Here is an 18,295-nt window from a genome sequence, read left to right on the forward strand (position 1 = left end):
ATTAGTTCTGCCTCCTGTACTTGTTCTTCATATCGGCTATTTCGGCAGTGTAATCGTCACTTTAAGGCCTGTTGGTATAAGGTTCTCGGCTTTAATCTTACCTTTGTGGGCGGTAATCGCCGCTTCAGTGATTGCCAGCCCAAGTCCCCAGCCACCACTTTCTCTTTGTCGTGCCGAGTCGGGACGGTAGAAAGGTTTAAAAATGGCATCGAGTTCGGCGGCATCTATGCCAGGTCCATCGTCTTTTATGGTAATTTGTACTTGATCAGCTGTCGCACTCGCCTGCAGGTGAATGTCGCTTGCGGCATAACGGATCGCGTTACGCAGCAGGTTTTCAATCGCGCGGGAAAGTGATTTAGGAAAATGCGCTAACTCAATTTCTTCATCGATATCGATAGTAATGCTTTTACCTTGCTGTTCTGCTTCAAATTCCGCATCGTCTAAAACTTGGCTCAGGGATTCTGCCAAGCCTAAATGTACCTTAGTTTCGTTAGTGCTGAGCTTGACCCGCGAGAGCTCTAACAATTCACTGATAAGCTTTTCGAGTTGCTCAGCTTCATAACCTATGCGTTCCGTTTCGGTGGTCTGCTGACCTTTTTTACGGGCGAGGGCTAGGGATAACTGTAGCCGCGTCAATGGGGTGCGTAGTTCATGGGAAATATCCCCCATGAGCCGCTGCTGATTATTCACCATAGCTTCGATGGAGTCGGCCATGCTGTTAAAAGCCGTGGCGAGCTGACCAATTTCATCGTTGCGCTGAGTGGTGGACTTATCGACACGGTGACTTAAGTCACCTTCGGCGAGGGCATTCGCACTTTTTTTTAGTGAATTTAATGCTTTACCTAAATGCCACGCGAGCAAGCCACATAATAATCCCGAAAGGAAAATCGCTAGGCTTAAGGTTAATAACTTATTTTCGGCGAAGAAGAAAAACCAAGGCCGTGGATGGTTATCTGGTAGGCGACCATAAAGTGAATAGGTTTCAGCGCCCAGATTAAATTGATAGGGACCAAACACCAACTCATCTTTAAACTGATGGCTAATCGGTTGTTTTTCTTCATCTGCCATCAGCATAAAGCTGCGCACACCGCGACTCACCCTGTGGGTGTTGATCACTTGGCCTTGGCTGTTGACAAGATAGACCCGCAGAGGTTTGCCTTCCATGTCTCTGTGTCTTTCCCAGCGCCGAAGAAAATCGGATTCCAGTAAGGCGGGGTTTTCTTGAATGCGCTTAGCTATCGTCGATAGGACTTTTTCAAGGTGAGGTGGCAGTGGCGCACGGTCGTGATTTTGTTGCAGCAATGGTAGCAGACCCACTAAGGCAATGATTAGCGAGCTGCAAAGCCAAAATCCGAGCAATAATTTGATAAATAAACGATTAGGCACAGTCGATACCGCCGTTATGGAAGCCAAATATAACCTTTGCCACGGATGGTTTTCACCCTTGGCCGACCATCGCTACGCTCGGGGAGTTTTTTACGTAGATTCGATAAATGCATGTCTAAGCTGCGATCGAAGGGCATGAGTTTTTTACCGAGCACTTTCTCGTTTAACTCTTCCTTGTTCATCAACTCTCCAGCGTGCAGTGCTAGGGTGTGCAGCAGAGTGAATTCGGTGCCTGTGAGTATGATTAATTGCTCATTACAGTAAGCTTCTTGGCGCGATGGATCTAAGCGCAGATCGCCAAACTCTTGGGCGGGCGCGGCATGGATTTCTTGGGTTGTTAAGTTCGAACGACGAATAATGGCGCGGATACGGGCAATTAATTCTCTGTCATTAAATGGTTTTGGCAGGTAATCGTCGGCGCCTATCTCAAGCCCAACCACGCGATCGATTTCATCGCCACGGGCGGTCAACATTAATACTGGGGTTTGTTTATGTTGGCGCAGTGCGCGTAGCACTTCAAAACCGTTTAATTTAGGTAGCATGACATCGAGTAGGATCAGATCGTAATCTGCGGTCAGTGCCAGATCTAAACCTTGTTTACCATCGTAGGCCAAGGTTAATTGAAACCCTTCTAACTCGAGCAGTTGCCCTAGTAGCTCAGATAACCCCAGATCGTCATCGATTAATAATATCCGACTCATACTGTTCCTTAATCTCAGTAATGTGGCCTCATGTGCCTGTTTATCATAGGCACTTTTAGCGCTTTGGCTGAGTATACCTGTTTTGATGTCAATTGCTGTGTAGCAATGTAAGCCAAAGTAAAGAATAGAGTTATTGCCGCAACTTTACAGTGATTTACTCAGGCAACGTCCTCACTTACATATAGGGGGTTAGACTGGAAGGGTCGAAAGTGACTCGGCTTAAAAGGGTCGTCACTGTGTCTTATTACTTGCCATATTAAAGTTGAACCATCGAGGTTAACACTATGAAAACATTATCACCTTTGAAAGCGAGCCTGTTTGCCATTCTAGCGAGTTCTGCGGTTTTCGCGACGGCAGTTAATGCAGCACCTAAGGATGCTGGCTGCGACTTCTCTAAATCTGAATTCCATAAAGGCGACCGCATGGAACATGGCGGCCGACATATGGACCACGGTGGCATGCATCGTATGTTTGAAGGGCTCGATTTAACGGATGCCCAGAAAGCTGACGTCAAAAAGTTGTTTGCCGATCAGAAAGCCACGCGCGCTGATAATCGTCCAACGAAAGAGGAACGTTTGGCACATCGCACTGAGATGCAGGCCTTAATTAGCGCGCCTAGTTTTGATGAAACACAAGCAAAGGCACTGATGAGTGCGCAGCAAGAGCAGCGTCAAACTCAAGCCATTGAACGTATGAAGCTGCATAATCAAATATTTAATCTGCTGACACCAGAGCAGCAAGCTAAGTTTAAAGCGCGATTTGAAGCACAAGCTGGTAAAGAACCTCGCGGTTAAGCGTCTTAGCTGATATACAATAGGGTCATAGCTTCCCAAGATAGATCCCTTATGACTCAAACTTCCCAATACGATTTTTGGGTCAAACTGGCTAGCCGCGCTTCCGTGGCTACCGCTTTGATCCTTATTCTTATCAAGATGTTCGCTTGGCTTTATTCCGGCTCTGCCAGTATGTTGGCATCTTTGACGGATTCCTTTGCCGATGCTCTCGCTTCTATTATCAATTTTATTGCCATTCGTTACGCGCTTGTGCCGCCGGATCATGACCACAGATATGGCCATGGTAAGGCTGAGCCGTTAGCGTCTCTAGCGCAATCCGCCTTTATTATGGGCTCCGCATTTTTATTACTTTTCTATGGTGGCGAGCGTCTATTAACACCTGTTCCGGTTGAAAATGCCACCATAGGTGTAGTTGTTTCTATCATAGCGATTGTGATGACGTTAGCTTTAGTCATGTTGCAGAAACGCGCATTAGCGGCGACAAAAAGTACTGTGGTTGAAGCTGATTCGCTGCACTATAAATCAGATTTATTCCTTAATGGTGCGGTATTGTTGGCACTAGTATTAGCGCAATACGGTTGGTGGTGGGCTGACGGTTTATTTGCGGTAATGATTGCATTTTATATTGGTCATCAAGCCTTTGGCTTAGGTTATCGCTCAATTCAAGCCTTGTTAGACAGAGAGCTAGACGAAGAAACTCGCCAGCAAATCACGCAAATCGCGATGGAAGATCCACGGGTGCAAGGGCTGCATGATTTACGCACTCGTCAAGCAGGCAAAACTGTTTTTATTCAATTTCATTTAGAACTCGATGGCAATTTGAGTTTGAATGAAGCCCACAGTATTGCCGACACGACAGGGATAAGAGTCAAAGCCGCCTTCGAAGATGCTGAGGTGATTATTCACCAAGATCCGGTTAAACCTGATGTAAACGAAACATAAATTAAGGGCAAGCTATGGCATGGATGCAGAAGCAAAGTCACAGATGGGATCATTCCACTCGATTGATATGCCGCTATCATAGGCTATCGACTCGCTTTGAGTTGATAGCCGAATCTGTGATTTCTGACGTTAGCATTCCTGTGAATGCAGAAATCACGCTCCTAATGGAACAGCAACATTCGATAGTAAATCAAGCAGATAGTACCGTATCTCCTGTGATAGTGGGGGCTTGGAGTCAGTTAGTCCTGCGTAAACATCTTTATTACTTACCGCAGAAAATTGATTTCGAAATATCTAACCAAGCTTATCGAGTCCATGTCTGGCCATTATTTCTTTGGCGTACACGTATTACTTGTGTGGCGTCTGGCAGAGTGGTCGTATCCGAATGTTTGGATGTGAGAAGGCGTCGTTCCCTCATCCGTTGGCTATATGCAAGTTTTATAGGATTGTTGCGGGTGCTAAGTTAAATCCGTTAATGATTTTAGATATAAAAAGATAATGTCTAAAGTGAGTATGATTTCCCTCTATAAATATCAGCTATAGCTTTCGTTTTTGACTCAAGCTGAATAAATGCTGTACGGCTAGTGTTTTGCTCATTTAAACGATGACACCCCAGATCTGCTTATTGTAATATCCACGCCGTTTAATACTTTCGTTAAATCATTAGGGAATTATGATGAAAAAATTATCAATTGTTGCCGCTGCTTTATTGTCTGCATTTGTGGCGACTCAAGTCTCTGCTGCAACCGACACTACTGGCTTTTATGTGGGTGGTGCATTAAATAGAGTCACAGCTGATGCTTTTGATGGTTCAGAAACCGGTACTGGTGTAGGCGTATACGGTGGCTATAACTTCAATGAATGGTTTGGTTTAGAAGCCAACCTGTTTGCCACTGGTGACTTAGGCGATAAGGATGTTGATATTAGTGCAGGTGCATTAAGCTTCACACCTAAATTTACTGCACAAATTAATGATATTTTTTCTGCCTATGCCAAAGTGGGTATTGCATCTATGGCGGCGAATGTTGATGGCTATGGTTACGATGAAGACTTTACTGGTTTTGGTTGGACTTATGGTGTAGGTGTTAATGCCGCCGTAACAGAACACTTAAATATCCGTGTAAGCTATGATGTCACTACGGGTGATTTAGATGCAGACCGTAGCTATTTAGGATTAAAAGATATTGACACTGATATTAAGCAATTCGCTGTAGGTATGCATTATCAATTCTAATTTTTTTAGATTTGGCATATTTAATTCATGCCAATGAAAATGAAATGAATTTCAAATAAAAAGGGATGTGAAGATATCCCTTTTTATTGTTTGATTATGAATAAGCTTGTATTGATATAACGAGTAGTAACGTTATTTTATCTACTCAATCCATCGACAGTTCTTTTAATTTCCGCGTTAAGGTATTTCGTCCCCAGCCTAAACGTTTCGCCGCTTCCTGTTTATGGCCTTGGGTATGGCGCAGCGCAGTTTCTAGCAGTATGCGTTCGAATGCGGGCTGCACCTCAGTTAACAGATCGCTGTTTCCTTCCGAGAGTTTTTTGTCTATCCACTCAGTCAGTGCCGATTGCCAATCTTGGCTGCCTTTCGCCGTGTGGGTGACACTCACAGGGTCTTTCAGTAATTCTGGCGGTAAGTCTTGGGGTAAAATTTCTTGCCCCGATGCCATTACGGTTAACCAACGGCAGGTGTTTTCGAGTTGTCGGACATTACCTGGCCAAGGTAATTGGGAGAGTTTTACCGCGGTTTCCTTGGTCATTATTTTAGTTTCTACACCAATTTCCTTCGCTGCCGAGGCGAGAAAATGGGTAGCGAGCTGGGGAATGTCTTCTCGTCTTTGTGATAGTGGCGGCAAGTGCACGCGGATCACGTTGAGGCGATGGAACAAGTCCTCTCTAAAGCCACCTTTTTGTACTAATAATTCAAGATCTTGGTGGGTCGCTGCTATGATACGCACATCGACTTGTACCGCATTATGACCTCCGACGCGGTAGAATTGGCCATCGGCGAGCACTCTGAGTAACCGTGTTTGTACGTCTAACGGCATATCGCCGATTTCATCTAAAAAGAGCGTGCCACCGTTTGCTTGTTCGAAGCGACCTTGGCGCACATTGGCTGCGCCTGTGAAGGCTCCTTTTTCGTGGCCGAATAGCTCAGATTCGATTAAATCCTTGGGGATCGCTGCCATGTTCAGCGCGATAAATGGCTTGTCTTTACGTGGGCTGTGTTTGTGTAACGCGCCAGCCACTAACTCTTTACCCGTTCCCGATTGACCATTGATCAGCACGCTGATCGATGAGCGTGAAAGTCTGCCTATGGCGCGAAACACTTCCTGCATCGCTGGCGCTTCACCTATGATTTCGGGTGTTTTGACTTGGGTTTCTTGCGCGGGTGCAGGGCTCTGTTCAGTGGCATGGGTAAGTGCGCGCTCAACCAGAGAGATCGCCTCATCGATGTCGAAGGGTTTAGGCAGATACTCAAATGCGCCCGCTTGATAGGCACTCACTGCACTGTCTAAGTCTGAGTGCGCTGTCATAATGATCACGGGAATATGGGGATAATGCACCTGCAATCGTTCGAGCAGGCTTAAACCATCCGTGCCGGGCATACGGATGTCCGACACTATCACGTGCGGTTGCGATATTTCTAATGCCTGCCACAGGGATTCGGCGGCGGCAAAGCTGGCGGTGCTGAGCTTAGCACCTTGCAGTGCCTTTTCGAGTACCCAGCGTATCGAGCTGTCATCGTCGAGGATCCACACTTGTTCACTAATTCGCATCTTGCTTCCTCATACGGTATGGGTAGGTACTGTCGAAATTATTTAGCGCTTAAAATTGGTAATGAAATGATAAATTCTGTGTGCCCTGCGCTGGAGAGGCAATCGATCCTTCCCGAGTGTAAACGGGCAATATTATGAGCAATCGAGAGGCCTAAACCTGAACCTTGCTCACGGCTTGTCACCATGGGATAAAATAATGTGTCCATTAGCTCAGGCGGTATACCGGGGCCGTTGTCGATAATCGATAGGGTTAACACTAGCTTGTGGCGCTGTGAGCCTATGGTGACTTGGTGTTGAGTGCGAGTGCGGATCAAAATTTCGCCGCCCGTATGTTCAAGCGCCTGCACCGCATTTTGTAAAATGTTCAGCACAGCTTGCTGCATTTGGTCAGGATCCATCTCGATATCGGGAATGGATGGATCGTAATCCCGTTTGAGCTGGATGTTAGCGGGCAGCGCCATTTCAACTAACTTATAGACCTTTTGCACCACTTGATGGATGTTGTGCAGACTGTGCTGTGTCGGCCTTTGGGGGCCGAGCAGACGGTCCACTAAATTACGCAGCCGATCGGCCTGCTCTATGATGAGCGTAGTGAATTCCTTCAGCGCCGGATCATCCAGCTCCCGCGATAATAGCTGTGCCGCACCGCGAAGGCCGCCTAAAGGATTCTTGATTTCATGGGCTAAGTTGCGCACCAAAAACTGCGCCGCTTGTTGCTGTGCATCTTGACTCAGTTGCTGATGAATGCGTCTTTGTTGGTCAACTTGGCGCAGTTCGAGCAGGCTGAGTTCAGCCTCGTCATCGAGGGGAATAAGGGTTAAATCAACGGTATGATGTTGGCCATCGAGCGTGACTAGTGCTGCCGTATTGACCGTTAAGCCTTGGCCGGCTGTTACTGCATCCATTAATAGCTTGGCGTCGACACCGAGGATTTGATAGTGCTCAGGCAAAGTTTGTTCTACGAGTCTATGGCTACCAACACCTAATAATTGCTCTGCTGCTGCGTTGGCATAACAAGGCTTGAGATCCTTATCTATGACAAGTACAGCGGTAACTAAATGATTGAGCAGTGTCTCTTTATCCATCGACCGTTCCTAGAAATAGGGTTGCACCACTATGGTGCACCAATCTGGTGCAAGCTGCAACTTGTCTTCATCAAACGGTTTAGTCAGGAGGAGTTAATCTAACTTCATGTATTTAAAGTTTTTATACTAACTTTTACTATACAAATAGTGACATTAACGCTTAGCTGCTTGATGAAGAAATATCTTTCTTGGTGAACTTGATGCAAAGACTTTGCCGTTTTGAGTCAAAGCGTCAACGACTAAGGTATGTTCACCTCGGTCGATGTTTTTGAGTTTGAAGGTACCGCCAATTTGCGGCTGACCGACGGGGTTGCCATCGAGCTTGAGGGCCATCAAATACTGACTTTTTAGCTCTGGGGTGATAGTCGCAACGACGTCGAAATCGCCATTGTTATCTCTGACGGTTTCCTCTTCGGTCGGAGAGGTAATATTGACTTGATATTTAATAGATTCAATTGCTTGATTTGAGCTGTTTAAGTCTGTTTTGGGCAGAGGAAGGGCAATTTGATTTAAGGTCTTATCTTTTAGCTCAACGACTTGGGCATTTGGCTGCGGCTCATCGGAGTAATGGACTTTGCCATCTTTATCGACCCATTTATAAACAGTCGCTTGCGCTAACATGCTAAATAGCACTAAGCCGATGAGTGTGAGTGAACGCATGCTAAAGTCCCTGTAGCCTTGAGATAGAGTTAATCAAGATTAGTCTCTTTTACATCAAAAATCATGGTGTTTGTTGCGCTAAGTGGTTAAGGACGTCACCACTGAGAAGGTATAAAGTCGACAGAAAATGGGGAGGCAGAAACAGGGGTTAGTTAAAGTGGGTTAAGCTCGGGCACTAACATGTGCCCGAATTCGATCCATCAATTACAGGCTTGCATCGAGTTGTTTCTCGATCTCACTCGCTTTGACCCAAGCGGCATGTTGGGATAATTGAGTGGCATAGCGTTCAATGTGTTCAAATTTCGCGAGATCGCCACTGTTAGCCAGTAGCTCCACCACGAAGGACATCATGATATCCGCACCCGTGAGCTTGTCTGCAACAAGATAGGTTTTATCAGCCAACATATCATTGAAGTAATGACTAATCTTACTGACTTCCGTCGCGGCATAACCTTCAAGGAAATTGGTTTTACAACCGTCCTTTTGCACGAACATACGCAGTAACAAAGGCAGCATGGCTGAGCTTTCGGCAAAGTGTAGCCATTGCAGATAACTGACATAGTCTGCGCTGTCTCTGGCGGGGGCTAAGGTATCCGCCGCATATTTTTCAATCAGATATTCGGTGATCGCACCCGATTCTGCTATCACTTGACCGTCCATTTCGATAACGGGTGATTTGCCTAACGGATGAATTTGCTTAAGTTCGGGTGGCGCGAGAAAAGTCTGGCTATCACGTTGATAACTCTTAATTTCATAGGGTTGACCGAGTTCCTCTAGCAACCAGATGATACGTTTAGAGCGTGATTTATTGAGATGGTGCAAGGTGATCATGGGCTTTCCTTTGGACAGTGAGAGTACATTTTGGCTGTCGCACTATTATGGTGCGACAGCTCTTTTTAACGCATTTAGCACACTTGTGCGCCTGTCTTTGTTCATTTCAAGCTGAGCGTCGCGTATTTATCGCTTAGCCTCTCGCGTTCAATTGCGCAACTATGGTTTCGGCTACGGCTTCGGATGATCCCGGATTTTGGCCTGTGATCAAATGGCCATCTGCGACGACAAAGCTTGTCCAGTCATCACCTTTGACATAATTGCCACCATTTTTCTGCAGCATGTCTTCAACCAAAAATGGCACGACATGAGTGAGTTGCACGGCTTCTTCTTCAGAGTTGCTGAAACCGGTAACACGCTTGCCGCTGACCAATGGCTTGCCATCACTGGTTTTAGGGTGCAGCAATGCAGCAGGCGCATGACATACGAGCCCTAGGGGTTTATTGGCTTGATAAAACTGTTCAATTAAGGCGATAGAATGCTTATCTTCGGCAAGATCCCACAGTGGGCCGTGGCCGCCCGGATAGAAAACCGCATCATAATCGGCTGCATTGATTTCACTTAAGCGAGTGGTATTCGCTAGCAGTGCTTGAGCCTCAGGATCTTTGCTAAAGCGCGCAGTGGCTTCGGTCTGAAAGTCTGGCTCATCACTTTTTGGATCGAGTGGTGGTTGACCGCCCAGTGGCGAGGCTAAGGTAATGTCAAAACCTTTATCTTTAAAAACATAAAAAGGTGAGGCGAATTCTTCTAGCCAAAAGCCTGTTTTTAAACCGGTATCACCGAGTTTATCATACGACGTGAGTACCATTAATATATTCATTTTCATACCTTTACCTAAGTTGCTCACATCAATACGTGTGAGCTTTGGGTTTAGTTCATTTGACGTTATAGGGCTAAGGTCAAAATGTTACGGCTCATGGCTGGGTCAATATTGCCATGTTCGCCTAGTGCCACCATGCCGTGCAGTTCAAGCTGTTTCACTACAGCATCAACGTGGCTGGCATCGAGATCATAGGCAGATAAATGTGTCGGTATGCCCATGGCTTCGAAGAAAGCCTTGGTTTTTGCGATAGCGGCGTCGATACGCTCGTCATCTGTACCTGTGTTGATGTGCCACACACGGTCGGCGTACTGGAGTAACTTGTCGCGTTTAGCCTCTTTTGTACATTGCAGCAGGGCAGGCAGTATGATTGCCAATGTGCGCGCATGGTCGATATCGTAAAGTGCAGTTAGTTCATGGCCAATCATATGGGTTGCCCAGTCGTGGGGAACGCCGACGCCAATTGTGCCGTTGAGTGCCATAGTGGCAACCCACATTAAGTTCGCGCGAATGTCGTAATCTTCTGGTTGAACTAGCACTTGTGGACCAAGCTCAATCAAGGTTTGTAAAAGACCTTCGGCAAATCTGTCCTGCACAGCGGCGTTAACGGGGTAAGTGAGGTATTGCTCTGTGATATGTACAAAAGCATCGACAACACCGTTGGCCACTTGGCGCTCTGGTAGGGTGAAGGTTTTAGTCGGATCGAGTATTGAGAATTGTGGATAAACCAAATCATTACGGAATGGCAGTTTAGCCTGTAGTGATTTACGGGTCACTACGCTGGCGTTGTTCATTTCGGAACCCGTCGCAGGTAAGGTTAAGACTGAGCCAAAAGGCATAGCTTGAGTCACATTGGCGCCCCAGCTAGTGAGAATGTCCCAAGGTTCACCTTCAAATACCGCTGCAGCGGCAACAAATTTAGTGCCATCGATAACCGAACCACCGCCAACCGCGAGGAGGAAGTCGATATTCTGCTCACGCACTTGGGCGACGGCTTTCATTAAGGTTTCATAGGTTGGGTTTGGCTCAATGCCATCGAACTCGACGACGAAACGATTGCCCAATGATTGTTTAACTTCGTCTAACGTGCCTGTTTTTCTAGCACTGCTGCCGCCAAAGAGGATCATCACTTTAGCATCGCTCGGTACTAGAGAATCAATTTCGGCGATAGTGTCTTTACCAAAACGGATACGGGTTGGGTTGTAATAGTTAAAATTTAGCATGGATGATTTATCCCTTATTACTTTAAGTGAGCTACTTTAAATTAGCAGTGTTAAATGCGCTGCGTTAATTAATCGCCCGTTAAATTAGTAGACCAGTCGTCTAATTTCGTGGCATGAAAATGTATTCTTTAAAAATCTAGGCTGACTGATATCAGCAAATATTGGTTTTGAATTGGTATTAAGTTAAAGGGCCGTTTTAGGCGTTAAAATAGCTTTAGTCGTCACGATCGCACGTTCGAGTGCCGCGGGGCTGTGGCCTAACTTGTTCATTAAGCTGGCACCTAACCACATGTGATACAACATTTCAGCGGTCGATTGCGGATCTTGCTCGGCGATTGAACTGTCGTTTATGCCAACTTGAACACAGGTGGTTAACCTGTCTATGATGCTGGCGGAACCTTTAAGTAAGGCAACTCGCATGGCTTCGGATAAATCGGCCACTTCGGCACTGAGTTTCACGACGAGGCATTTTTGATCTACGCAGCCGTCAGCTTGTACGTGCAACCATTGTTGCCAGTACTGCATCAAGCGCTGATAGCCTGTCAGTGTTGAGTTATTGAATAATGCGTCTAAATCTGACTGATATTTCTCGAAATAATCAGTTATGAGCGCTTCGCCAAATTGTTCTTTGGATTTGAAGTAGTGATAAAACGAGCCTTTTGGCACTTCGGCCACCTGCAGCAGTAGGGATAAGCCGACGCTGGAGAAGCCTTTGCGTACGATCAGCTTGTAGCCGATATCGAGAATGTGCTGGCGAGTGGATTGAGTTTCAATTTTCATGTGGGTTAGGATAAATCAAATTAGACCGGTCGTCTAGTGTTGTTTTTTCGGCGATATCAACGCATTCGATTTAGTATGCTTTGCATTGTGACTTTTGCGCTGCCTTGAGCCAGGTTAATAAAATTGCCAAATTGATAAATGTTAGACGGATAAGGCATTCTGATGGTGAAATGGTCGGTAGGACAACATACTCACAGTGCTGAGATAAACCGTCACTGTGAGCATTCGATTCACGATTGATGTGAAATATTAATCGTACTGCCACTCAATCGAGATGATTAGAGGTAGCTACAGCAATATTCGGCAATGGCAGTATTGCGGATTTTAAAGCTAACATTCGCAGCCAGCTCAAATTGAGTGCCTTCGCTAAACTCCTGCCATACAGAGCTCTCCGGTAACAACACCTCAAAACGGCCACTGGTGACTTCCATTATTTCGCCTTGGGAGGTTGAGAACTCATATTCCCCTGGTAATACAACACCTAAGGTCTGCTTGCTGCCATCGGCAAAAAATACGCTACGGCTAGCCACTTTGCCATCAAAGTAGATGTTGGCTTTTTTAGATACTGACACTTGCTCAAGTAAACTCATTATTAATCCTCTATAAATTGGCTTTAGATGAATTTATATGCATATTTAATAAATTTCAATGCATCATTTGTCGCATGGATGTGCGCATTCAATATAAGTTGATGCTAACGTTCGGTTTATTGCTTATTTCCCACTATATCATTTTGTTTGAAATGGTCGGTATGGCGTGGCTGTCATTTAAAGTTATTAATCATTTTTCTACTTAAAAATAATGAGTTGTCGGAATTTTAGTGAACTTTTGATGAAAATAGTCGGCACCGCTTTGTTTAGCTGAGATTCTTCTCCTATAGTTTTAAGGCAGGTTTGATTCTGCAAAGATTGAAGGAATGGAATTCGACGCGCGACAAGGAGTCTCACCATGGGTTTTACTCGTAAAATTCAGCTTATCAGTTTATTGATTGTCCTATTACCCCTCATATTTGCCACCGCAGTAGTGACTTACATTGCTCGCGATGAATTGTTTGCCGAGGCTCAGTCTCGTTTAGTGGCTGTGCGTGAGATCAAGCAACGGCAGATTGTTGGCATGTTTCAGGACTTTTCCGATAACCTGCAGGCCGTCAGCGCCGTAATTGCCAGCCAAAAAAGTCTCGATACTCTTACTGACATAGATCAAACCTTGCAGTCATTAAATAAATCCCTCGGTTTTTATGACCTATTTATTATTAGTGACGATGGCACCGTTTTATATACAGTGGCGAAGGAGTCTGATTTCGGTACCAATTTGCGTACTGGACCCTTCCATGATTCGGGATTAGCACAGTTATTCAATAAGGCATTGGGATCGGCGGGCACAGTATTACTACAAGATTTTTCCGCATACGCGCCTTCAAATGGTCAACCGGCGGCATTTATTGGCCAGTCGATTCAGTTTAATCAACAAAGATTGGTGGTGGCGGCTCAAGTATCAATCGATCGCATTAACAGAGTTATGCAAATTCGTGAGGGTATGGGGCAAAGTGGTGAAACTTATCTCATTGGCCCAAATAATCGCATGCGTTCTGATTCTTTTCTTGACCCCATTAATCGCACTGTTACGGCTTCGTTTGCGGGAACGGTAGCTCAGAATGGTGTTGATACGCTGGCGGTAAAGGAGGCGCTGGCTGGTAAATCGGGTGTGATGCAAGTGAATGACTATAACAATAATCCCGTTTTATCCGCTTATTCTCCTGTCGTTGAGCTCGGTTTACGTTGGGGTTTGATGGCTGAAATTGATGTGAGTGAAATAGCAGCTCCCGCCTACCGTATGATGTTTATCGGCTTATCTGTTTGTGCAGCAGCCTTAGTGTTGGCGTTCGCTGCCGCTAAGTTAGTTACAGGGTTTGTATTAAAGCCGCTCGGCGGTGAGCCTGAGGACATGTGTAACTTGACCAGTATGATCGCCTCTGGCGATTTAACTCATAATTTACCGCATGTTCAAACGGATAATCACCTGATGAGTTGGTTGGCGCGGATGCAAACTAAGCTCAAAGAAATCATCAGTCAGCTGGTGGGCGTTGGACATGAACTCGAATCCGCCGCTGAACAAAATTCTGCCGCTATGACCCAAGCCGATTGCAGTATTCAGATGCAGGCGAAAGAAACCGATATGTTAGCAACCGCGGTCGAAGAAATGAGTTATGCCGCCGCGGAAATCAGCACGAATACGCTTAAATCCTCCGATGAAGTGTCAGCCTGTACCCATTCGAGTGAAATTCTTTCGCAAAATTTAGCCAGTACACGTAAAAGCTTGAAAGTGACCTTGAGCAGTTTTGCGACCATACATCAACAGGTGGGCAGCCTTGAGGCCGACAGTCAGAAAATCGGTTCGGTATTGGCTGTGATTAATGCCATAGCCGAACAAACGAATCTGCTGTCACTTAATGCGGCGATTGAAGCTGCGAGAGCTGGCGAGCATGGTCGTGGATTTGCTGTGGTTGCGGATGAGGTTCGCCAGTTAGCGGTGAAGGTTCAATTAGCAACTCAGGATATTGGGCAAGTGTTAAAAGGTATTCAGCAACAGTCAGGTGTGCTGGCGTTGCATAGTGTGACTTGTTCCACTGAAGCCTCTAAAACCGCAGAAGATGCGGATGGAATGCAGACCGCGGTGGATGATATTGCTTTGCGCTTAGAAACCTTAAAGGCATTAATGATTCAAACTGCAACCGCTGCGGAAGAACAAACAACGGTTTCGGCGACGATTGCGCAGGGGATTGCGGGCTTAAGCGTGGCGGCGGAGGAAAATAGTGCGGCTATCAGTCAAGTAGCAGCGAGTACGCGGAGTCTGTTGGGGTTAGCAAATCAGCTTGGTTTAACAACGGCACAGTTTAAGGTGTAGATATTTTTCGCTGCATTTACAGTGTTCTCACCTTCGTTGGTGCTGTAAATGTGACTGAGCTGGATGTTACACATCCGCCAGAAATGGATTTCTGGCGGATATTTTTATCAGGACTTCAGTTGGTTATCCGATGAGTGAGCATTAACGTTTACGCCAAATTGTCATTTCTGAGATGGAATGTTGGAATTTACGTTTAGTCTCGCGGATCACGAAGGGGATTTCCTTCACTGCGACCAGCTCAAATTGGCCGATCAAGGTTTCGGTCAAACCATCTAAGGTGGTGAAGTTCTCTCCTTTGACTTTAACGCCACCTAACCATTTATCCTTGGGCGTATAATCCTCAAGCCAAGTGTATGGCGAGGCTATCACAAGGTATCCACCTTGATTAATCCGCTGGGCAATACTGGTTAAAAAGTGCTTAGGCTCGTTTAACCTGTCGATAAGATTTGAGGCATAAACCAAATCATAACCTGTGTAGATGGGCTTTAAATTACAGGCATCACCTTGCATAAAGTTGACCTTTTTCGTCTCAAGCTCATATCCCAGTTTTGCGAGACTCGCACTCTTAAATTCCTGTAAGTCGCCTTCGGTGCGTATGGTGTAACGTTTTTCACCTTGTTCTGTCAGCGCATAGGCCTGTTGAATAAAGCGCGCCGAGAAGTCGATACCATCAACATGATCAAACACTTTTGCCAGTTCGAAACTCGCGCGACCAACGGAGCAGCCGATATCGAGGGCTTTAGCTGTATGAGTCAATTGAATTTCACTCAGCGCTTGCTGCACACCATTGACGCAGAAGTTAGCAACCCCGAAATATTCGGCGCCATAGTGGAATTCAAGGTATTGGGAAATCAGTTCATCCGTTTCGTACACATTGACCTCGGCCATTTGAGCTGGATTTTGGGGGGATTCCACATAGCGAAAGCCCGCGTGTTGATAAAAATGTCGACGAAACGCATAGCGTGATGAAGCAATTGCCTCATTACCCGTAGAGATCCACGAGCCACCTTTGATGAGATTATGTTTGCCATCGAAGGTTGGGGTGGAGAAATCATCGTAAAGTGGGTGTACGGCGAAGCCGTCAAAACCGTCGATTGCGGTTTCTGTCCATTGCCAAACATTACCGACAATATCGAAAAAGCCATTATGTTCGAAGCGATTCACTGGGCAAGAAGAGGCGTAATAAGCCAAAGCAATATTGCCCGGCACTTCATGCCAATCGGGCGCATCGGCGGGCACATTCTCGCGTAAGATGTACCACTCAGCTTCAGTTAATAGACGTATATTGCTTTGCTTTTGTTCGGCTTTCCAATTACAGAAGGCCTTAGCTTCGAGTTGATTCACTTCAACAGGCCAGTTTAATGGCAGCGGAATTTCTTCCACTAAGTTACGTTGCCACCATTTATCTTGTCTTAAGCGCCAAAAACGCGGCATTTGTGCTTGGGTATAGGCAAGCCAAGCTTGGCCTTCTTCATTCCAAAATTGGTGTGAGCGATAGCCGCCAGCCTCGACGAATGCGAGATATTCTTGATTCGAGACTAAGAATTTAGCAGCCTTAAAGTCGTTAACGTTAAATATTTTATGGCCGTATTCATTGTCCCAACCGTAGGTTTGGTCTTGTTCAGTTTTGCCTAAGGTCACTTTTTGCCCTTTTACAGCCAATAAACTGTTGGTCTCGGCAGGGGCGGTGTCTTGGCACGCAGGCCAGAGGTGGTTGGGCGCGACATATTCCAGTGGCAGTTGGCGGATGATCACCGATGAGGTTTCTAAATGAATACGCTCATGTTCAATGCCCATCAAAATGATCCAAGCTGGACTATTTTGAGTGATAGGTAACGCTAGAGGCATTTCATCGATAACACGATTGATGACAGCATTAACTTGTTGGCGATAGCTTCGCACCTCTGCCACATCCGGCCACGGATAATGTTTTTCGTTCAAATCATCCCAAGACATCTCATCGACACCAATGGCGAACATGGATTCGAAGTTGTCGTTTACTCGTTCATCGAGAAATTTACCGAGTTTGAGTTTGTTGATATAGAAAGTGGCCGTATGGCCAAAGTAAAAGATTAACGGATGGCGCAGCGGCTCGGCTTTGAGGTAATAGGCGCTATCTTCTTGGATCAAATCATACAGAGACTCGTATAAAGCCCATGTCTGATTAAAGTATTGCTTAAGCTCTTGACGCTTTCCGGCCTCAGTTTCACCAATGAGCTTAAGGGTTTGAGGGGGTTGCATTATGGGCTTATCCATAGACAAGTAAACTCCGTATTTATCGGCCTGCGGTGCAAGCATGGGAAGATTAATCTATCGTGTGTGACTCTATACGCGATTACTGAGCTCAGGATCACTTTGTCAGCTTAATGTGTCGGTTTGAGGCAAAGTGTTTTACAAACTAACAGAAAGACCAATTGAGTCCAACATCAGTGCTGGAGCTTAAAGCATCTCAGGTATGACCCTCTGGTTTGGAATTATCTTACAAAGAAAGTGATGCGCTCAATTTAGTGATGCTATCCCTTACAGGGATTAAAATTATTTTATCCCTGAAGAGTATTTTCTCTGTCGGGGTTAAGGCAGAATGATCCCGTCCGTAAAATTATTATGCAGGATATAACGGGATGACAATTAACGCATTATGGATACCCGCCTGGTATGAGCTTGATCCGTCGATCGTAGTGGGTGTGACTGAGGAGTTTGTTTTTCACAAGACTGCCGCAAACGAGGCGTTAAAGTTTTACAGCGGTGCAAAGGAAAACGATGCCGTTAAGGCAACCGGAACTATTTCGGCCATTAAGCACAATGTCTTGGGGGACATTGAAAGTGTCGATGCGCAGGGGCTCGATTATACGCTTGTGTTGCAAGATGGACGGCGTTTGTTAGTCAACGCAGAGGAAAACCCTGGCTTGGTTTATGAGTGGGTTGATGACAGTTGGCAGCCTTCAGATATGGTCATTACAGATTGGACATTAGCAGTACAATTTGCGTCTTTATCACCATTGACGCCAATAAAGTAATTGAAGGTTTATCGTGAGTAACTAGATGGCAAAGTGCAGTTAGCGCTCGGGATCCGAGGTTGACTGCACTTTTACTTGTTCAGCAAGTTGTTGGTATTCTTGTTTGATTTCTGCAATATAAACATCGTGAAAATTCAATTCATTAAATTCTTCTATACAGAGCTGATAACGGCGTAGCTGCTCAGATTTTTCTTCGGCGGTATCCCATATTTCCATTAGCATAGCGTTTGATTCCATTCATAAATTTAATATATGTATCCTGCATGCATTTTAACTATGTCTACTGATAATTAATCGAGTCGGCTTCAAAATGGTTACGCTTCATTTTGTCCTGAGACGTTATCTTTTCTATAAATCGAT

18 protein-coding genes are annotated in these 18,295 nt (G+C 45.6%); 6 read left to right on the top strand and 12 right to left on the bottom strand.

What is annotated here, in order from left to right; translation table 11 throughout:
• Positions 1 to 36: 36 nt before the first annotated feature.
• Positions 37 to 1,413, bottom strand: coding sequence for an ATP-binding protein (locus AAA952_RS19715; protein ID WP_445190390.1), 1,377 nt, complete (start codon positions 1,411 to 1,413; stop codon positions 37 to 39).
• Positions 1,401 to 2,087 carry a response regulator gene (locus AAA952_RS19720; protein ID WP_105251061.1) on the bottom strand — a complete coding sequence of 229 codons (687 nt, stop codon included), beginning with the start codon at positions 2,085 to 2,087 and terminating at the stop codon, positions 1,401 to 1,403. Before AAA952_RS19720 ends, AAA952_RS19715 begins: the two co-directional genes overlap by 13 nt.
• Positions 2,088 to 2,371: 284 nt before the next feature.
• On the opposite strand from AAA952_RS19720, the gene AAA952_RS19725 reads away from it, so the two are divergent.
• The 4 genes from AAA952_RS19725 (at position 2,372) to AAA952_RS19740 (ending at position 5,057) form a co-directional block, all read left to right on the top strand.
• Positions 2,372 to 2,881 carry a Spy/CpxP family protein refolding chaperone gene (locus AAA952_RS19725; protein WP_263183898.1) on the top strand — a complete coding sequence of 170 codons (510 nt, stop codon included), beginning with the start codon at positions 2,372 to 2,374 and terminating at the stop codon, positions 2,879 to 2,881.
• 51 nt (positions 2,882 to 2,932) lie between these two features.
• Positions 2,933 to 3,823 (top strand): cation efflux pump FieF, encoded by an 891-nt coding sequence (gene fieF / locus AAA952_RS19730; RefSeq protein WP_212600228.1) that lies wholly within the window; start codon positions 2,933 to 2,935, stop codon positions 3,821 to 3,823.
• A 14-nt stretch (positions 3,824 to 3,837) separates the two neighbouring features.
• On the top strand, positions 3,838 to 4,290 hold the full coding sequence (locus tag AAA952_RS19735) for a hypothetical protein (RefSeq protein ID WP_338259017.1): 453 nt from the start codon (positions 3,838 to 3,840) through the stop codon (positions 4,288 to 4,290).
• A 209-nt stretch (positions 4,291 to 4,499) separates the two neighbouring features.
• A complete protein-coding gene (locus tag AAA952_RS19740) occupies positions 4,500 to 5,057 on the top strand; it encodes a porin family protein (RefSeq protein WP_338259020.1) in 558 nt (185 codons plus the stop codon).
• Positions 5,058 to 5,202: 145 nt separating this feature from the next.
• On the opposite strand, the gene glnG is transcribed toward AAA952_RS19740, so the two are convergent.
• From glnG to ppnP, 8 genes are all read right to left on the bottom strand, one after another.
• The gene (gene glnG, locus AAA952_RS19745) at positions 5,203 to 6,615 is read right to left on the bottom strand and encodes a nitrogen regulation protein NR(I) (protein ID WP_263164926.1); all 1,413 of its coding nucleotides are present in this window, start codon (positions 6,613 to 6,615) and stop codon (positions 5,203 to 5,205) included.
• A 38-nt stretch (positions 6,616 to 6,653) separates the two neighbouring features.
• Positions 6,654 to 7,700, bottom strand: coding sequence for a nitrogen regulation protein NR(II) (gene glnL, locus AAA952_RS19750; protein ID WP_105251067.1), 1,047 nt, complete (start codon positions 7,698 to 7,700; stop codon positions 6,654 to 6,656).
• A gap of 153 nt (positions 7,701 to 7,853) precedes the next feature.
• A complete protein-coding gene (locus AAA952_RS19755; protein ID WP_338259024.1) occupies positions 7,854 to 8,360 on the bottom strand; it encodes a DUF4124 domain-containing protein in 507 nt (168 codons plus the stop codon).
• Between the two features lie 204 nt (positions 8,361 to 8,564).
• Positions 8,565 to 9,191 (bottom strand): glutathione S-transferase family protein, encoded by a 627-nt coding sequence (locus AAA952_RS19760; RefSeq protein ID WP_131525136.1) that lies wholly within the window; start codon positions 9,189 to 9,191, stop codon positions 8,565 to 8,567.
• A gap of 133 nt (positions 9,192 to 9,324) precedes the next feature.
• Positions 9,325 to 10,017 (bottom strand): type 1 glutamine amidotransferase domain-containing protein, encoded by a 693-nt coding sequence (locus AAA952_RS19765; protein WP_219251319.1) that lies wholly within the window; start codon positions 10,015 to 10,017, stop codon positions 9,325 to 9,327.
• 59 nt (positions 10,018 to 10,076) lie between these two features.
• Entirely contained in the window at positions 10,077 to 11,234 is a 1,158-nt protein-coding gene (locus AAA952_RS19770; RefSeq protein WP_338259028.1) for an iron-containing alcohol dehydrogenase, read from the bottom strand.
• A 183-nt stretch (positions 11,235 to 11,417) separates the two neighbouring features.
• The gene (locus tag AAA952_RS19775) at positions 11,418 to 12,014 is read right to left on the bottom strand and encodes a TetR/AcrR family transcriptional regulator (protein WP_338259030.1); all 597 of its coding nucleotides are present in this window, start codon (positions 12,012 to 12,014) and stop codon (positions 11,418 to 11,420) included.
• Positions 12,015 to 12,292: 278 nt separating this feature from the next.
• Entirely contained in the window at positions 12,293 to 12,604 is a 312-nt protein-coding gene (gene ppnP / locus AAA952_RS19780) for a pyrimidine/purine nucleoside phosphorylase (protein WP_219254978.1), read from the bottom strand.
• 358 nt (positions 12,605 to 12,962) lie between these two features.
• On the opposite strand from ppnP, the gene AAA952_RS19785 reads away from it, so the two are divergent.
• A complete protein-coding gene (locus AAA952_RS19785) occupies positions 12,963 to 14,918 on the top strand; it encodes a methyl-accepting chemotaxis protein (RefSeq protein ID WP_338259035.1) in 1,956 nt (651 codons plus the stop codon).
• Between the two features lie 141 nt (positions 14,919 to 15,059).
• Here the strand turns inward: AAA952_RS19785 and ovoA are convergent, their stop codons facing one another.
• Positions 15,060 to 17,174, bottom strand: a complete 2,115-nt coding sequence (ovoA, locus tag AAA952_RS19790; RefSeq protein WP_338259038.1) for a 5-histidylcysteine sulfoxide synthase — start codon at positions 17,172 to 17,174, stop codon at positions 15,060 to 15,062.
• 365 nt (positions 17,175 to 17,539) lie between these two features.
• Here ovoA and AAA952_RS19795 point away from each other — a divergent pair, with 365 nt between their 5' ends.
• Positions 17,540 to 17,935 carry a hypothetical protein gene (locus AAA952_RS19795; protein ID WP_105251074.1) on the top strand — a complete coding sequence of 132 codons (396 nt, stop codon included), beginning with the start codon at positions 17,540 to 17,542 and terminating at the stop codon, positions 17,933 to 17,935.
• Positions 17,936 to 17,974: 39 nt separating this feature from the next.
• Here AAA952_RS19795 and AAA952_RS19800 read toward each other — a convergent pair whose 3' ends face one another.
• On the bottom strand, positions 17,975 to 18,157 hold the full coding sequence (locus AAA952_RS19800; protein WP_105251075.1) for a hypothetical protein: 183 nt from the start codon (positions 18,155 to 18,157) through the stop codon (positions 17,975 to 17,977).
• Positions 18,158 to 18,295 lie beyond the last annotated feature (138 nt).

Origin of the sequence: Shewanella sp. M-Br, assembly GCF_036245925.1 — a bacterium.
In the GTDB taxonomy this organism is placed as follows: domain Bacteria; phylum Pseudomonadota; class Gammaproteobacteria; order Enterobacterales; family Shewanellaceae; genus Shewanella; species Shewanella oncorhynchi.

Bases quoted from the DNA above. Each gene is read 5' to 3' on its own strand.
- AAA952_RS19720 (WP_105251061.1), bottom strand. From the start codon at position 2,087: ATGAGTCGGATATTATTAATCGATGACGATCTGGGGTTATCTGAGCTA.
- AAA952_RS19725 (WP_263183898.1), top strand. From the start codon at position 2,372: ATGAAAACATTATCACCTTTGAAAGCGAGCCTGTTTGCCATTCTAGCG.
- fieF (WP_212600228.1), top strand. From the start codon at position 2,933: ATGACTCAAACTTCCCAATACGATTTTTGGGTCAAACTGGCTAGCCGC.
- AAA952_RS19735 (WP_338259017.1), top strand. From the start codon at position 3,838: ATGGCATGGATGCAGAAGCAAAGTCACAGATGGGATCATTCCACTCGA.
- AAA952_RS19740 (WP_338259020.1), top strand. From the start codon at position 4,500: ATGAAAAAATTATCAATTGTTGCCGCTGCTTTATTGTCTGCATTTGTG.
- glnG (WP_263164926.1), bottom strand. From the start codon at position 6,615: ATGCGAATTAGTGAACAAGTGTGGATCCTCGACGATGACAGCTCGATA.
- glnL (WP_105251067.1), bottom strand. From the start codon at position 7,700: ATGGATAAAGAGACACTGCTCAATCATTTAGTTACCGCTGTACTTGTC.
- AAA952_RS19755 (WP_338259024.1), bottom strand. From the start codon at position 8,360: ATGCGTTCACTCACACTCATCGGCTTAGTGCTATTTAGCATGTTAGCG.
- AAA952_RS19760 (WP_131525136.1), bottom strand. From the start codon at position 9,191: ATGATCACCTTGCACCATCTCAATAAATCACGCTCTAAACGTATCATC.
- AAA952_RS19765 (WP_219251319.1), bottom strand. From the start codon at position 10,017: ATGAAAATGAATATATTAATGGTACTCACGTCGTATGATAAACTCGGT.
- AAA952_RS19770 (WP_338259028.1), bottom strand. From the start codon at position 11,234: ATGCTAAATTTTAACTATTACAACCCAACCCGTATCCGTTTTGGTAAA.
- AAA952_RS19775 (WP_338259030.1), bottom strand. From the start codon at position 12,014: ATGAAAATTGAAACTCAATCCACTCGCCAGCACATTCTCGATATCGGC.
- ppnP (WP_219254978.1), bottom strand. From the start codon at position 12,604: ATGAGTTTACTTGAGCAAGTGTCAGTATCTAAAAAAGCCAACATCTAC.
- AAA952_RS19785 (WP_338259035.1), top strand. From the start codon at position 12,963: ATGGGTTTTACTCGTAAAATTCAGCTTATCAGTTTATTGATTGTCCTA.
- ovoA (WP_338259038.1), bottom strand. From the start codon at position 17,174: ATGGATAAGCCCATAATGCAACCCCCTCAAACCCTTAAGCTCATTGGT.
- AAA952_RS19795 (WP_105251074.1), top strand. From the start codon at position 17,540: ATGACAATTAACGCATTATGGATACCCGCCTGGTATGAGCTTGATCCG.
- AAA952_RS19800 (WP_105251075.1), bottom strand. From the start codon at position 18,157: ATGCTAATGGAAATATGGGATACCGCCGAAGAAAAATCTGAGCAGCTA.